Raw genomic sequence first — 14,357 nt, 5'->3', positions numbered from 1 at the left:
TCATATGATTATTTATAAGTGAACTTGCGGGACGATATGACCGGCGTAATTTCGTGGCCCGACTCCATGTTGCTGTGCCCCAAATCAATCGGACTCGGCCCGACAAATTCGCTTTGAACGCCCTCGATCGACAGCTCGCCCGGTTTCAGCGTAACGATCGCATACAGCGGATCTTTGTAAGGAACGGTATATTTCAACGTCGGATACTGCTTGTCGACTTCCTCGGAATACCGGATGCATTCATACCCGGAGCCGAGCCACTGGTAGGACATGCTGTTGATCTCGATATACGAAATGCCATCGAAGGTCGTGACCGCATCGAGATGGTTATGCCCGTTCAAGCAGGCAATAACCTTGGAGTAACCGGCTTCCTCGTTTGCGGAAACGAGAATCGAATGCAGTTGATCGCGATTGAGAATGCCGTCCCATTCATTTTCCAAGCTTTGATGGCTAAAAATGACCGTACGTTTATCGGTGTTCCGCAAATCTTCCTTCAGCCATTCGAGCTGTTCATCGGTCAAATAAGGGATCTCGCCGCGGTATTTGAAATAATTGCCGTGTTCATAATCCAGATACTGACCGTCATGCTTAATAAAGTTGGCATCGAGCACGACAAAATGGTAATCGCCATGATCGAAGGCGTAATAATTTCGTTCCATTCCGATAAAATTCATGACCGTCCGCTTGTCGCAGCTGTCCATGTCGTGATTGCCAAGCACATGATATTTCGGGCCTTCGAATCGATGCCATATCGCCAAAAAAGATTCGTTCTCCGGAATCGGATGGCAAAAATCGCCCATCTGAACGATAAAATCGACGTTTTCTTCGTTCATCCGGTCGATGAATGCCGTCAGCCTGTCGCGGCCGTCGTGGGCAATATCGTTGTGGACGTCTGTGCATAATCCGAAACGCAATATGCTCGGATCGCTGCTCATTTGATCACTCCTTGTCGCTGAAGTCTTATACTCTCTGCTATTTTAAAAAATAACGCTATATCTGTAAACCTTAAAAACGATTTCCAGAGTCGGTCGAACCGAAAGCAAAAGTCATGGACGCCGGAAGCGCGCCTAAGATACAATAGAGCATGCTGTAAACGCTCACAAACGAATTACGGGGGTCCCTTGATGAAACTTCGGCTACGCAATTTTGCAGGCAATCGCAGCCTCTCCACGACGCTGCGAATATTCTTTTTCCTCGTCGTCATCATTCCGATCGCGCTCATCAGCACCGTCGTGCTGCAGGTGTACAAAAACGACCTGCTCCAGCAAGCAACCGCCCGCTCGCAGCAGACGATGCAGGCTTTCGCTTATTCGACGCAGCAGGAAATCGCGCGCATGGTCGGCGTATTCGCGACGATCGGCATGGACCAGCACGTGCTGGAATATTCGACGGCGATCCAGGGTGCGCTGCAGACCGAGCGGTATTCCTACGGCAACGATCTGGATCAACTGCTTGACAGCTATACGTCCTCCGTGTCGGGAAGCGTGCTGTCAATCACCTTCTTCTATAAGACAGGAGGCTCCTATTCTTACATGGGCAACCTGAGCGAAGACGAGGCGGCTTTGCGCTCGTCCGCATGGTACCGGTCGGCGATGAAGCAGAAGGACCATGTCCATTTTCTCGGCATGGGCGCGAACCCGCTATACGGCAGCAGTCCGCATGTGATGGCCGCGGCGCTTGCGCCAAGCGACTTTCATGTTCTGCATAACGTGGAGATGATTTATTTCGTATTCGACGGCACTTCGTTCGAAAATATTTTGCGCAAAAAATACGACAGCTCGTCCGCCTTCTACATTGTCGGCGAGGACGGCAAGGTGATTGCCTCCAACAGCTTCTTGAAGCAGGGCAGCTCCCTATACCCGGAGCTGTTCGATAAGGTGCGCGGCAGCAAGCAAGGCCATTTCATCGATAAGATCGGCGGGGAGAAGAAACTGGTCGCGTACGCCTCTGTGGAAGGGACAAGCTGGAAGGTGATTCATGAGTCGCCCTACGGCGAAGTCATGGCCAATTACGAAACGATTTTCCGATTCATCATGGTTGTGGCAGTAGCCATCGGTTTTGCTTTCTTGGCGATTTCGCTTTATCTCGTATCGAACGTAACAAGGCCGATTCATCGGCTCGTCCGGCAAATGTCGCGCGTCATGGGCGGCGACCTTGATGCGAAAATCCAAACGTCGGGCAGCCGGGAGACGGTGACGCTCGGCCGTACGTTCAACCACATGCTGGATCAAATCGGACTGTTGATCGTGCAGCGGGAGGAGCAGGAGAAGGCGAAAAGCAAGGCAGAGTTCGCCGCGCTTCAATCACAGATCAATCCGCATTTTTTGATCAATACGCTGAATTCGATCAAGCTGATGGCGCTCATCAGCAATGCGGACAACATCCGCAGCATGACGCATGCGCTCACCCGGCTGCTTTCTTCCTCGTTCAACCGGGGGGGCAGCCTCACGAGGCTGTCCGACGAGATCGAAAACCTGCGCCATTATTTATACATTATGGAGATCCGCTACGGCAACAAATTAACCGTGGAGTGGGAGATCGACGACGAGGTGCAGTCCTTCTATATCTTAAAGCTGCTGCTACAGCCGATCCTCGAGAACTGCATCGTACACGGTTTGCACAATAAGGAGAACGGCGGTACGATCCGCATTCGCGCATCGGTCAGCGCAGGCGACCTGCTATTCAGCATAGCGGACGACGGCATCGGCATGCCGGAGCAACTGCTTGAGGCGTATCAGGCCGGAGGGCAGGACCGGACGTTCAGCGGCATGGGCATCGGCAACGTGCACCGGCGCATCCAGCTCCATTACGGCAACCATTATGGCCTCCGTATCGAAAACAACGAGCCTTTCGGTACGATCGTATGGATCAAGCTGCCGATCCTCCGGCAGGGCGACGAGGAAGAAGCGGTTTGATGGGTTGAATTCAGTGCAAAAAAGATCAACTCCACCTCAAAAACCGTCATTTGGATGCGCTTTCAGCCGTTGTATCATAAGAGCAGGTTGATCGTAACCGACACCAATATATATGGAGGGGTTAAGCAATGAGCAAACAAAGATGGCTGGGCACGCTGATGATCTTATGTTTTGTGATCGTGACTGCATTGACCGGCTGCGGAAAATCGGACAAGGAGCCGGAGAAAACGGCAACCGGCACCGATCATCAGAGCTCAACGACGGCGGATAGTACCGAACCGGTCAAGCTGAAATTGGCGATGTGGGAATCGAAAGGCGACGTGGAATTCTGGACGGAGAAAGTAAAAGAATATTCCAAAGTCAAGCCGAATGTCACGGTAGAAGTGGAAATGGTGCCGGACAATAACGGCCAATATTTGAAGGTTCGCCTTGCGGCCAACGACCTGCCGGACCTGTTCTACATGAAGCCGGCGCACCTGCAAATCTATAAGGAATCTTTGCTGCCGCTCGACGATCTGCAAGCGACGAGCCAAAACAAATTTCCGGCGATTATCGACGGCAAAAAGCTTGGACTTCCGTTAATCTCGTTTTCGGAATTCGTTTATTACCATCCTAGCATCTTCAAGGAAGTCGGCGTCGACGTTCCGAAGACGCTGGACGAATTCGTCGCTGTTATGGAAAAAATCAAGGCGCATGGCAAATATATCCCGCTATCGATCGGCGGCAAAGACAACTGGACGTTTTATCCGATTTCCGAATTCGGGCCGCACATCCTTTCCGGCGATCCCGATTACCTGGCGAATCTTGTGAAAACGGCCGAACCGTTCGGCGCAGGCTCGACCTTCGACAAAGTCGCGAATCTCGTGAAGAAAATTTCCGACGAAAAGCTAGCCGGACCGGATGCGCTCGCGATTACGTTCGATCAATCGACGCAGCTGTTCGAATCGAAAAAAGCGGCGATGATCGCGCTTGGCCAGTGGTATTATCCGGACTATATGAAAAGAGTGAACAGCGAGGACGATCTGGACGCGTTCGCTTTGCCTTGGAGAAACTCGGAAAGCGAAGACCTGACGAACATGACGATGGTCGACCAATATATCGGCATCAGTAAAAACTCCAAAAACGTGCAGGAAGCGAAAGCGTTTATGGAATGGGTATTCAGCAAAGACGTATATCAAACGTATATCGACGACAAGAAAAATATTTCGACGATGAATGATGTTGTCTCCAACAATCCGTTCTTCAACAAGGTCAGCGAGCAGCATCCGTTCAAACCGTTCCTGTATCAGGCGTTTGACGAGAAGTTCGCCAAAGTGAAAGCGGCGGCGCAATACGACGAGAAGAAGACAGCGCAGGATATATTTGCCGGACAATCGATTGAAGACGTGGAAAAAGCGTTAAACGGCAAGTGGAAAAAAGCGGTCGAAGCGAATCCGTAAGCGGCAAGGCAATCAAACATCTGAAGGGTACTATTCAGGTTTGCGGATTAGTACCCTTTCTTTTTCCGCGGGAGTGATGGACATGAATTATCGTATGCAGCAAAAGCTTGTCATTTTTGGATTTTTAGTGATCCCCGTATCGTTATTGCTTTTATTTCTTATTTATCCGACGTTCGAATTGTTCCGCTACAGCTTCACCAACTGGGACGGCTACAGCCAAACCTATAGCTACATCGGCTTGGACAACTTCAAGCAAGTGTTGTTCGACATGCCCGAAGTGTGGAAAACAATCGGCCATAACGGCCTTTATTTTATCATCCATGCCCTGGTCATTCCTCTTGAGCTGCTGTTGGCAGTGTTGCTGAACCGGGCCATGCGAGGCAGTTCCTTGTTTCGGTTTTCCGTGCTTATGCCGTATATCATCAACGGCGTTGCGGTCGCTTATATGTTCAGCTACATCTATTATCCGATCAACGGCCCGCTTAACGAGCTGCTGACCGCGCTTGGCCTGGAATCGTGGATTCAGGGGTGGCTGAGCGATCCGAAGGTTGTCAATTATTCGCTGATCGCTATCTCGGTATGGAGGTTCAGCGGCGTTCACGTCATCCTGTTCTTGTCGGGGCTGCAATCGATCCCGAACGACTTGTATGAAGCGGCTTCGATCGACGGCGCCGGGTTTTGGAAGCAGCAGCTGTACGTCACGATCCCGGGCATACGGCGCGTGCTGGAAATCGTCTTGTTCTTGAACGTAACGGGAGCTTTGCTGCAATTCGACATTCCGTTCGTCACGACAAGCGGCGGACCGGGCGAAGCAAGCAGCACGTTCGGCTTATTCTCGTTGTTCATGGCTTTTAAATTCAATCAGTACGGCTTGGCGTCGGCGATGGCGGTTGTTCTGATGTTTCTGATCATCGTCTTCTCATCACTGCAAAATTGGCTAATTAAAGACAGGAGTGGGAACTGACATGAAACCTGCGACAACAGCCCATTCCTTGGGCAACCGATATGCAGCCTCCTCGGTTCGCAAGAGCCGGTGGGCCCGCAACACGATTTATTATTTGTTATTCGCGCTTGTCGTGTTAGCTGTCTTCGTACCGATCCTGATCGTATTGATCGGAGCGGTGAAATCGAACAACGATATGGTGAACACGTCACCGTTCCAGCTCCCGCCAACGCTGCATTTCGAAAATTTCAAAACGGCGTTCGAGCAAGGCAATATGCTGCGCGGCTTATGGAACTCCACCTTGCTGACGGTGCTGAGCGTAGCCGGCAATGCGATTTTGGGCACGATGACGGCTTATGCATTGAATCGGTTCGACTTTAAATTGAAAAAAGCGATATTCCTGCTCTTTATCATCTCGATGATCATCCCGGCCTACACGACGGAAATCGCCCGATTCCAGCTGCTGCATTCGATAGGGCTGTACAATACGTTGTCCGCTCCATTGATCATCTACATCGGCACGGACATTATGCAAATCTACATCTATATTCAGTTTCTGGAGAAAATATCGGTGCAGTTGGACGAAAGCGCGATGCTGGACGGAGCGTCCTACGTGCGGATTTTCCGCTCGATCGTGTTCCCGCTGCTTCTGCCCGCAACGGCAACGTTAGGCATTCTAAAAAGCGTTACAATCATGAACGATATATACGTGCCTTTCTTATATATGCCGGATAAAAAGCTGGTTACGCTGTCCACGTCGCTCATGTCGTTTGTCGGAGAGCGCGGTTCGGACTTGACGCTGCTGTGCGCGGGCATTGTGCTTGTATTGATTCCGAGCACACTGCTGTACATCTTGTTCCAAAGGTATATTTTTAAAGGCTTGATGGATGGTGCAATCAAAGGATAAGCTTAAGCGTATTCAAGGTAACCGCGAGCGGGTAGCACTCGTGGAATTGCTCGGGGGGGCGAACGAACGCCATGTTGAATGTGATGATTGTCGACGACGAACCGCTCGTGCGGCTGGCGTTGCACCGGATGATCGCTTGGCAGGAGCTCGGCATGCAGATCGTGGGTGAAGCCGGCGACGGGGCGGAGGCGCTAGAAATGCTGCGCCAGGTAGAGCATGTAGACATCCTGCTGGCCGATATTCAGATGCCGGTCATGAACGGCATCGAGCTGCTTCGCGGGCTGCGCGCCGAAGGCGAACGCACCGGGCTGCGGATGCCGGTGCCTGTCATGCTGAGCGCGTACAGTGATTACAAATATGTTCGCGAGGCGTTCCTGCTCGGCGCGATCGATTATGTCGTGAAGGCGGATATGGACCAAGAGCATATCGTACCGGTGCTCCTCAAGGCAGCCGCGTCGCTTGAGCGGCGGGAAGAGAGCGGCAACAGGCCGGAGAAAGCGGCGGAATCTGCCGATGGTGAGAACGGCGCGGAGGGTGGCCGCGACGAAGCCGTATTGTGCGCGCTTTTGGCGCAAGGCGAAAGCAGTGCGAACGAGACGGAGGCTTGGACGCGGCTTGTAGCCAAGCCGGGCGAGGCGAACCAGACGTGCGCCGTCATTCGGCTGGCGAAAGCGGCGGGAACCGGCGACGACCTGCACGGCTCGATCCGGCAAACGATCCGTACCGTGGTGGATTCGCTGGCGATCGACGCCCGAATATGCCGTACCGCGCCGGATGAATATGCGCTGCTGACCGCATTCCCGCAGCTGCGGAGCGTGGCGGCGATCCGCGAGAAAATCCATGCGGCGCTCACCCTGATCCAAACCCGCCTGTCCCAATATATGAACATGAAGATCGCCATCGGCGTCAGCGGCGTCGCAAGCGGCCTGCGAGAGTGGCCCAAGCTGTACCGGCAAGCCCGGAAGCTTGCCGGGCGAAGCTACTTCGAAGGGTTCGGCAAACTATTTTACCCCGAGATGCTGATTGGGCCTGTCACCCAGGAAAGCTTGCCTTTTGCCGCGCGTCACCGTGCCCTGACGGATATTCGCAGATCGCTCGTCCATTCGGCGGGCGACCCGGATGAGGCGGCTTGGCTTGCTCCGTTCGGGCAATTGCGCAAACGGCTGCTGGAAGACTCGGCGCAAGCCGATCCAAGAGAAATCCAGTCGGCGCTGGTCGATCTGCTGTGGGAGCTGGGCGCACTGCTGTATCCGAAAGGACTGCGCTGGGATGAGCTCCAGGAGGGATTCAACAACCCGCTGGAGGAAGTCGGCAAGTTTGATACGCTGGACGAAACGCTGCACTGGCTTGAGCATTTGCTGCATGGTTTGCATGCAACGCTGCACGACCGGAACCGGGTCGTTCGGCAGCCCCACAGCGCACCGGTCACCAAGGCCAAAACGTTCATCGACGCCCATTTCCGCGAAGACGTGAATTTGACGTTGATCAGCGAACTGGTCGGCGTGACGGAAAGTTATTTGAGCAAGCAATTCGCGAAGGAAGTGGGCTGCAATTTCATCGGTTATGTGACGAAGCTGCGCATCGAGGAGTCGAAACGGTTGATGCAGAAGGGAGTCAAGATTACGGAGGCCGCGGAAAAGGTAGGCTACATGAATCCGGAGCATTTCAGCCGCATTTTCAAAAAAACGACCGGCATAAGCCCCAAGGCGTTCCGAGACAGTCTGCCCCAGGGATATGCGAATGGCTAGACGTATCCGGCATCCATCTAGCCCATGAGTTGCTTTGCTTCCAAATACAGGACTTGAACGAACTTCTTCATATTCAGGCGTACGCCTGATTTGGAAGGAGAGATATTGTTTTCGAGCTCCAGCATTTTTTTGCGAACCTCCGTAAATTCGAAAAATTTGGAGGCGTAGTTTTCGAATTTGGTATTCGAATAGTCGGTTAGACCAAGCGAAGCCAAATGATTGAGCGCCTGGACGATCGCGCGGCGCATCCGCTGCTCCGCCGCTTTCATTTCTTTGCCCAGCGCTTGCTGCCCCGCCGCGGCTCCCAATTTTTTCTCCGCAACTAGACGAAATAACAGCTGCAGCGAAGGGAACCCTTGCTCCAAGGCGTTCTCTTTGTCCTGCGCATACAGCACCTCCAGCATGTCCAGCAAGTCCTTGCAGCCGGACTCCCCGATCATGCCAAGCTCCGACAATAAATAGTTGCCGGGCGTGACGATGCTTTTGGCCGTATAGGGCTGCTCTTCCCGATTATTTTGACGAATGCCGAGCCCGGACAACGAACGCTGAATGTCTTGAATGGAATGCTCCAGCTTCATCCGCTGCGAAACTCTTTGCAATACGCCGATCACTTCAAGGCGATTGATCGGTTTCGTAATGTAGTATTCGATTCCGAGCGCATACGCGCTGCCGATCATATCTTTATCCTCCACCTGCGAGATCATGACGATTTTGCCTGCGAACGAACCGGCGAGCTGGCGTACCGTTTCAATGCCGTCGCGGATCGGCATAAGCAGATCGATAAGCAGAACGTCAACTTCTTTGGCGGCAAGAAGCTGACTGTCAACATAATAGCCGTCCTCGGCCTCTCCGACGACATGGCCAAGGTCTTCGTTCTCGATGATTTGCGCAAGCATCATCCGAATGGCCGGATCATCGTCCGTAATAAAATATCGCAATCCGTTCACTCCCCGCTAATCAAGCTTGCGATCGGCAGCCGCAGACGGAACGTTGCTCCCGTTTGCCCCGGCTTGCTCCGAACGTTGATTTCCCCTTGCAGCTGTTCCGCAATTTCCCGGACATAATACAAACCGATGCCCGTAGAAGGCTTGCCGGCCGCATCGTATTTCGTCGTAAATCCCGGCACGAATACCGTTTCGCGAATGGCGGGCGGGATACCCGGACCGTCGTCCGTAATATCGACCAAGAGCCAGTCGCCTTGACGACGGGCCATAACGTCGATTTCGCCGCGGTTTCCGATCGCCTCGACGGCATTCGCGACGAGGTTATTCAGCAGCGAAAGCAGCGTATAGAGCCGATAAGGCGGATGCTCGCCTTCAACCTGCAGCTTGAAATCGATCGACTTGCCGAGCATCGTCGCATATTTGCGGTTCGATTTTACCACGATTCCGCACAGCTCGGAAAGCGGCATCGTTTCGGCGACGCTTTCGCTGGATATGATATGAGATAAGCCGGCATGAATGCGTTGACTGTCCTTTTTGATCTCATGGACTTGCCCGGCGATGCGAAGGGCGGTCTGGGCCAGCTTTTCGTTGTCTTGCAAAGAAGCTTCGGCCTTGAGCCGCCGGTATAACGTATAGCTGTCTCGCGTAATGCTCTCGGCCTGCAGCATCGTTTTGTCCAATTGGATCACTTCCTCGTACAAGCTGGAAATGAGCAGAACCATATTTTCATATTGGCGCTGCCGTTGTTTTTCCGCTGCCTGCTGCTCCCGTTTCTGTACGATTGAATAGATACCGACGACGAAAAAGCTTCGGAAAATGGCGATGAGCACGACTTCATTGACGCCGGGCAGCGCCACGTCGCTTAGAGCCGCCGGATAACGAAACAGCAGCTCCGATGCGTTGGCGATCAATTCGACGGCTACGGCCATCAAGCCTAGGACAAGAGGGCGCTGGCGGTAGCGCCGCATTCGCAGCAAAGCGAACAGAACAACAAACGCGGCATAATAAAAAAACGACGGATAATGCACCTCGAACGATTCGGAGAACGTCTCTCGATGCCATACCAGCGTGTCCATGACGATCCGAAAGAGGATAACGGATACCGCAGTGACTGTCCCCGACACGAGCGGGTGCACGCGGCGTATCCATAACAAACAGAAGAAAAACGCGGTTGGCGCCAGACTGATGCGAAATTCGTTTTGGTACGGAAAAAACTTAAATTCACCGGCTAAACATACGATCACCGCCATGAGAGCTACGGTCATCCATCTACCGTTCAATGAATCACTTCCAGTTCGCGACATCATATGCACAGTGTATCATATAGTGTTTTCGATCTGGTAAAAAACAATTCTGTAGGATTCGGTCGAAACCGGTAGGACTGCATTTACAATTCATACAAGATTCAATTAAGAAAGCGCTTAAATCCATTGTGAGGTGATACCATGAAAAAATTCGGACTGGCTTTGCAGGTGTTTATCGGCCTGGCGTTAGGTATTGCGGTCGGAGCTATTTTTTACGGGAATCCGACGATTGCCGCCTATTTGCAGCCCGTTGGCGATATTTTTATCCGTTTGATTAAGATGATTGTCGTTCCGATTGTCGTCTCCTCGCTGATCGTTGGCGTTGCGGGCGTCGGCGATATGAAGAAGCTTGGCAAACTAGGCGGGAAAACGCTCATTTATTTTGAGCTTGTAACGACGATTGCGATCGTTGTCGGATTGCTGCTCGCCAATGTATTCCAGCCTGGTGCCGGCGTCGACATGAATCATCTGACCAAAACCGATATTACGAAATATGTGGATACGGCACACACCGTTCAAAGCCACGGCTTTGCCGATACGTTTGTGAATATCGTTCCGAGCAATATTTTCGAAGCATTAACGAGCGGGAACATGCTGGCCGTTATTTTCTTCTCCGTCCTGTTCGGACTAGGGGTTGCCGCGGTCGGCGACAAAGGGAAACCGGTAATTGGATTTTTCCAAGGCGTATCGGAAGCGATGTTCTGGGTGACGAACCAAATTATGAAATTCGCGCCGTTCGGCGTGTTTGCCTTAATCGGCGTGACGGTATCCAAATTCGGCATTTCTTCACTGCTGCCGCTCGGCAAGCTGGTTGCGACCGTATACGGCGCGATGATCTTTTTCATCATCGTCGTGTTCGGACTTATCGCAAAATTCGCCGGGACAAGCATCTTTTCGATGATCAAAATTTTGAAGGACGAGCTTGTGCTGTCTTATTCGACGGCGAGCTCCGAGACGGTGCTGCCGAAGCTGATGCAGAAGATGGAGAAGTTCGGCTGCCCCAAAGCGATTACGTCCTTTGTCATTCCGACGGGATATTCGTTTAATCTGGACGGCTCGACGCTGTACCAGGCAATCGCAGCTTTATTCATCGCCCAAATGTACGGCATTCATATGCCGATTTCGACACAAATTACGCTCGTTCTTGTTTTGATGGTCACATCTAAGGGCATTGCTGGCGTACCCGGCGTTTCCTTCGTCGTGCTGCTCGCGACGCTTGGGTCGGTCGGCATTCCGGTAGAAGGCCTCGCGATTATTGCAGGTATCGACCGTCTGCTGGACATGGCTCGCACGGTCGTCAACGTACTTGGCAACGGCCTCGCGGCGATCGTCATGTCGAAGCTGGAAGGGCAATATGATAAAAAACAAGCGGCAGAGTACTTGAATTCGATAGACGAAATGAAAAAAGCGGCGTAACATTGATGTTGATTCCAAATTCATAAACACTTGGGGTGCAGACTCAGATGGGAAAAACACGGATTGAAAAAGATTTTCTAGGCTCCAAAGAAGTGGATGAAGCAGCTTATTATGGCATTCAGACGCTGCGGGCGATCGAAAACTTTCCGATTACGGGTTATCGGATTCATCCTGAATTAATCGTTGCAATGGCCATCGTCAAAAAAGCGGCCGCGCAAGCCAATATGGCGATCAAGCAGCTGAATCCGAAGCAAGGCGACATGATCGTGCAGGCAGCCGAGGAAATTATCGCAGGCAAGTGGCACGACCAATTCATCGTTGATCCGATTCAAGGCGGCGCCGGCACTTCGATTAATATGAACATGAATGAAGTGATCGCTAATCGCGCGATCGAGCTGCTGGGCGGCAGCAAAGGCGACTACTTTACCGTAAGCCCGAACAGCCATGTCAATATGGCGCAATCGACGAACGACGCTTTTCCTACGGCGATTCATATCGCCGTTCTTTCCTTGCTGAACAAGCTGCTGGAAACGATGGAGCAGCTGCATGCGGCGTTCCAGGCTAAAGCCCAAGAGTTCGACGGCGTCATCAAGATGGGACGCACCCATCTGCAGGACGGCGTGCCGATTCGGCTCGGCCAAGAGTTCGAGGCGTACAGCCGGGTACTGGCGCGCGACATCAAGCGGATTGCCGCAACGCGCCAGCATCTGTACGAGGTCAACATGGGCGCCACGGCGGTGGGCACCGGGCTCAATGCCGACCCGCGCTATATTCGCGACGTCGTGACGCGGCTCGCTGCGCTTAGCGGCCTCCCGCTCGTGAATGCGGACCATCTGGTCGACGCGACGCAGAATACGGACGCGTATACCGAAGTTTCCGCCGCCTTGAAGGTGTGCATGATCAATATGTCCAAGATCGCCAACGACTTGCGGCTGCTCGCATCGGGTCCGCGTGCGGGGCTTGGCGAAATCAGCTTGCCTGCGCGGCAGCCGGGCTCGTCGATTATGCCGGGCAAGGTGAATCCGGTGATGTGCGAAGTCGTCAATCAGGTTGCGTTCCAGGTCATCGGCAACGACCATACGATTTGCTTGGCATCCGAAGCCGGACAGCTGGAGCTGAACGTGATGGAGCCTGTGCTCGTATTTAATCTTTTGCAATCGTTAAGCATGATGAATCAAGTGTTCAAAGCATTCCGGACGTATTGTCTCGAAGGCATTCAGGCGAATGTCGAGCAGTGCAAAGCCTACGTGGAGCGAAGCGTTGGCGTCATCACGGCGCTCAACCCGCATCTGGGCTACGAGGTCGTCGCCAGAATCGCGCGGGAAGCGATCGAAACCGGCAAGTCGGTACGCGAGCTGTGCTTGGTATATAACGTATTGTCGGAAGAAGAATTGAACCTGATTCTTGATCCTTACGAAATGACGAACCCGGGCATCGCCGGAGCGTCGCTGCTCGATCAAAAATAAATTTCGAACAACATGATGTTTTCGGCACCATAGATAGGAGTTTGGATCGCAAAATGGAGCATTTAAGCTTGGACATGCTACTCTTTCTCGCGGGCATCGGCTTTGTCGCCGCGTTTATCGATTCGGCCGTCGGCGGGGGCGGGCTGATCTCGCTGCCGGCGCTGCTGTTTGCCGGTCTTCCGCCTAGCGTGGCGCTTGGGACGAACAAGCTGGGCTCCTCGATTTCATCCTTGACGAGCGTCGTTTCGTTTATGGCGTCGGGCAAGATCGACTTTCGGCTTGTCCGCTGGCTGTTTCCGCTTGCCTTAGGCGCATCCGCGCTAGGGGCGTATACGGTCATTCATGTGCCGGCCGCGTTTTTGAAGCCGCTCGTCGTCGTATTGCTGATTGCGGTCGCCGTGTACAGCCTGCTGAAAAAAAACTGGGGAGACCGCTCGACTTATCGCGGTTTGTCCAAGTATACGGCAATCGCAGCCGCCTTTGTAGCCGCGGCGCTCGGTTATTATGACGGCTTTTTCGGACCGGGGACAGGCTCGTTTCTCATCTTTGCGTTTTTGCTGCTCGGCTTCGATTTCGTACGTGCCGCCGGCAACGCCAAGGTGCTGAACTTCGCCAGCAATATCGGCAGCCTGGTCATGTTCATGGCGCTAGGCCACGTGAATTACGTCTATGGCTTAACGATGGGGGCGGCGATGATCGGCGGGGCTTTGGCCGGTTCGCAGCTGGCGATCCGCAAAGGGACGAAATACGTCAAGCCGATGTTTCTGGTCATTACCGTTGTGCTGATCGGCAAGCAGATGTGGGATTTGTTCATATAAATGCGGCAAGCTGATGATGGAGCCCGGGCGATTGCGCGCCGGGCTTCCGCCTGTTGAGAAACCTCAACAGGTTTTTTTTGTGCATGTTGATGGATTGGCGATGTTCAGAAACGGATTTCTGAAATTCAGCCATTATTTTCTGAATATGTGGAACAAACGGGTAGCGTCAAGAAGTTTGTGTAAGTCAGTAGGGTAGTGCGTCGAGACTGTAGTGCGTCGAGACTAAGGATAATCTCTGTTACTTTGCGAATATTCAGAATACATGGTCGGTGGCAGGCGTAACCCAAGCGCAGGCGTAGGGGTGTAATATTTTACCATAAAGACCTGAGCTCAAGAGGGATATCGCTGCTCGAACATCTTTTGTAGCTCTTCTTTCACTTGGGGATTTCCGAATCCAGTAACGACTCTGTTACCCCACCTTTCGACGTAGTCCAGCGTTTCTAGGTAAATGATCTTT

At 52.8% G+C, this 14,357-nt stretch carries 11 protein-coding genes; 8 read left to right on the top strand and 3 right to left on the bottom strand.

Annotation, left to right across the window (positions count from 1 at the left end; all coding sequences use genetic code 11):
* Positions 1-8: 8 nt before the first annotated feature.
* On the bottom strand, positions 9-935 hold the full coding sequence (locus AC0LWM_RS08865) for a metallophosphoesterase family protein (protein ID WP_474674561.1): 927 nt from the start codon (positions 933-935) through the stop codon (positions 9-11).
* Positions 936-1,124: 189 nt separating this feature from the next.
* Between AC0LWM_RS08865 and AC0LWM_RS08860 the strand changes: the two genes are divergently transcribed.
* The 5 genes from AC0LWM_RS08860 (at position 1,125) to AC0LWM_RS08840 (ending at position 7,952) form a co-directional block, all read left to right on the top strand.
* Complete coding sequence (locus AC0LWM_RS08860; protein WP_474674560.1) at positions 1,125-2,915, top strand: cache domain-containing sensor histidine kinase; 1,791 nt, start codon at positions 1,125-1,127, stop codon at positions 2,913-2,915.
* Between the two features lie 128 nt (positions 2,916-3,043).
* A complete protein-coding gene (locus tag AC0LWM_RS08855) occupies positions 3,044-4,354 on the top strand; it encodes an ABC transporter substrate-binding protein (protein ID WP_474674559.1) in 1,311 nt (436 codons plus the stop codon).
* An 82-nt stretch (positions 4,355-4,436) separates the two neighbouring features.
* Entirely contained in the window at positions 4,437-5,318 is an 882-nt protein-coding gene (locus tag AC0LWM_RS08850) for a carbohydrate ABC transporter permease (protein ID WP_474674558.1), read from the top strand.
* A 1-nt stretch (position 5,319) separates the two neighbouring features.
* Entirely contained in the window at positions 5,320-6,204 is an 885-nt protein-coding gene (locus tag AC0LWM_RS08845) for a carbohydrate ABC transporter permease (RefSeq protein ID WP_474674557.1), read from the top strand.
* 71 nt (positions 6,205-6,275) lie between these two features.
* Positions 6,276-7,952, top strand: a complete 1,677-nt coding sequence (locus tag AC0LWM_RS08840) for a response regulator (RefSeq protein WP_474674556.1) — start codon at positions 6,276-6,278, stop codon at positions 7,950-7,952.
* Between the two features lie 17 nt (positions 7,953-7,969).
* On the opposite strand, the gene AC0LWM_RS08835 is transcribed toward AC0LWM_RS08840, so the two are convergent.
* Together AC0LWM_RS08835 and AC0LWM_RS08830 are read right to left on the bottom strand one after the other, a co-directional pair.
* Positions 7,970-8,890 (bottom strand): response regulator, encoded by a 921-nt coding sequence (locus AC0LWM_RS08835; RefSeq protein ID WP_474674555.1) that lies wholly within the window; start codon positions 8,888-8,890, stop codon positions 7,970-7,972.
* 5 nt (positions 8,891-8,895) lie between these two features.
* The gene (locus AC0LWM_RS08830) at positions 8,896-10,176 is read right to left on the bottom strand and encodes a sensor histidine kinase (RefSeq protein ID WP_474674554.1); all 1,281 of its coding nucleotides are present in this window, start codon (positions 10,174-10,176) and stop codon (positions 8,896-8,898) included.
* Positions 10,177-10,341: 165 nt separating this feature from the next.
* Between AC0LWM_RS08830 and AC0LWM_RS08825 the strand changes: the two genes are divergently transcribed.
* The 3 genes from AC0LWM_RS08825 to AC0LWM_RS08815 are packed head-to-tail and all read left to right on the top strand — an operon-like array spanning position 10,342 to position 13,900.
* Complete coding sequence (locus tag AC0LWM_RS08825) at positions 10,342-11,616, top strand: cation:dicarboxylate symporter family transporter (RefSeq protein ID WP_474674553.1); 1,275 nt, start codon at positions 10,342-10,344, stop codon at positions 11,614-11,616.
* Between the two features lie 47 nt (positions 11,617-11,663).
* Complete coding sequence (gene aspA, locus AC0LWM_RS08820) at positions 11,664-13,082, top strand: aspartate ammonia-lyase (RefSeq protein ID WP_474674552.1); 1,419 nt, start codon at positions 11,664-11,666, stop codon at positions 13,080-13,082.
* A gap of 53 nt (positions 13,083-13,135) precedes the next feature.
* On the top strand, positions 13,136-13,900 hold the full coding sequence (locus tag AC0LWM_RS08815; protein WP_474674551.1) for a TSUP family transporter: 765 nt from the start codon (positions 13,136-13,138) through the stop codon (positions 13,898-13,900).
* Positions 13,901-14,357 lie beyond the last annotated feature (457 nt).

Source organism: Paenibacillus sp. sgz302148, assembly GCF_056120465.1.
The sequence above is the reverse complement of the archived record's forward strand: the minus strand, read 5'-3'. Positions and strand labels throughout refer to the sequence as shown.

What these genes read in the sequence shown, in the direction of transcription:
- AC0LWM_RS08865 (WP_474674561.1), bottom strand. Translation starts at nt 935, where the DNA reads ATGAGCAGCGATCCGAGCATATTGCGTTTCGGATTATGCACAGACGTC.
- AC0LWM_RS08860 (WP_474674560.1), top strand. Translation starts at nt 1,125, where the DNA reads ATGAAACTTCGGCTACGCAATTTTGCAGGCAATCGCAGCCTCTCCACG.
- AC0LWM_RS08855 (WP_474674559.1), top strand. Translation starts at nt 3,044, where the DNA reads ATGAGCAAACAAAGATGGCTGGGCACGCTGATGATCTTATGTTTTGTG.
- AC0LWM_RS08850 (WP_474674558.1), top strand. Translation starts at nt 4,437, where the DNA reads ATGAATTATCGTATGCAGCAAAAGCTTGTCATTTTTGGATTTTTAGTG.
- AC0LWM_RS08845 (WP_474674557.1), top strand. Translation starts at nt 5,320, where the DNA reads ATGAAACCTGCGACAACAGCCCATTCCTTGGGCAACCGATATGCAGCC.
- AC0LWM_RS08840 (WP_474674556.1), top strand. Translation starts at nt 6,276, where the DNA reads ATGTTGAATGTGATGATTGTCGACGACGAACCGCTCGTGCGGCTGGCG.
- AC0LWM_RS08825 (WP_474674553.1), top strand. Translation starts at nt 10,342, where the DNA reads ATGAAAAAATTCGGACTGGCTTTGCAGGTGTTTATCGGCCTGGCGTTA.
- aspA (WP_474674552.1), top strand. Translation starts at nt 11,664, where the DNA reads ATGGGAAAAACACGGATTGAAAAAGATTTTCTAGGCTCCAAAGAAGTG.
- AC0LWM_RS08815 (WP_474674551.1), top strand. Translation starts at nt 13,136, where the DNA reads ATGGAGCATTTAAGCTTGGACATGCTACTCTTTCTCGCGGGCATCGGC.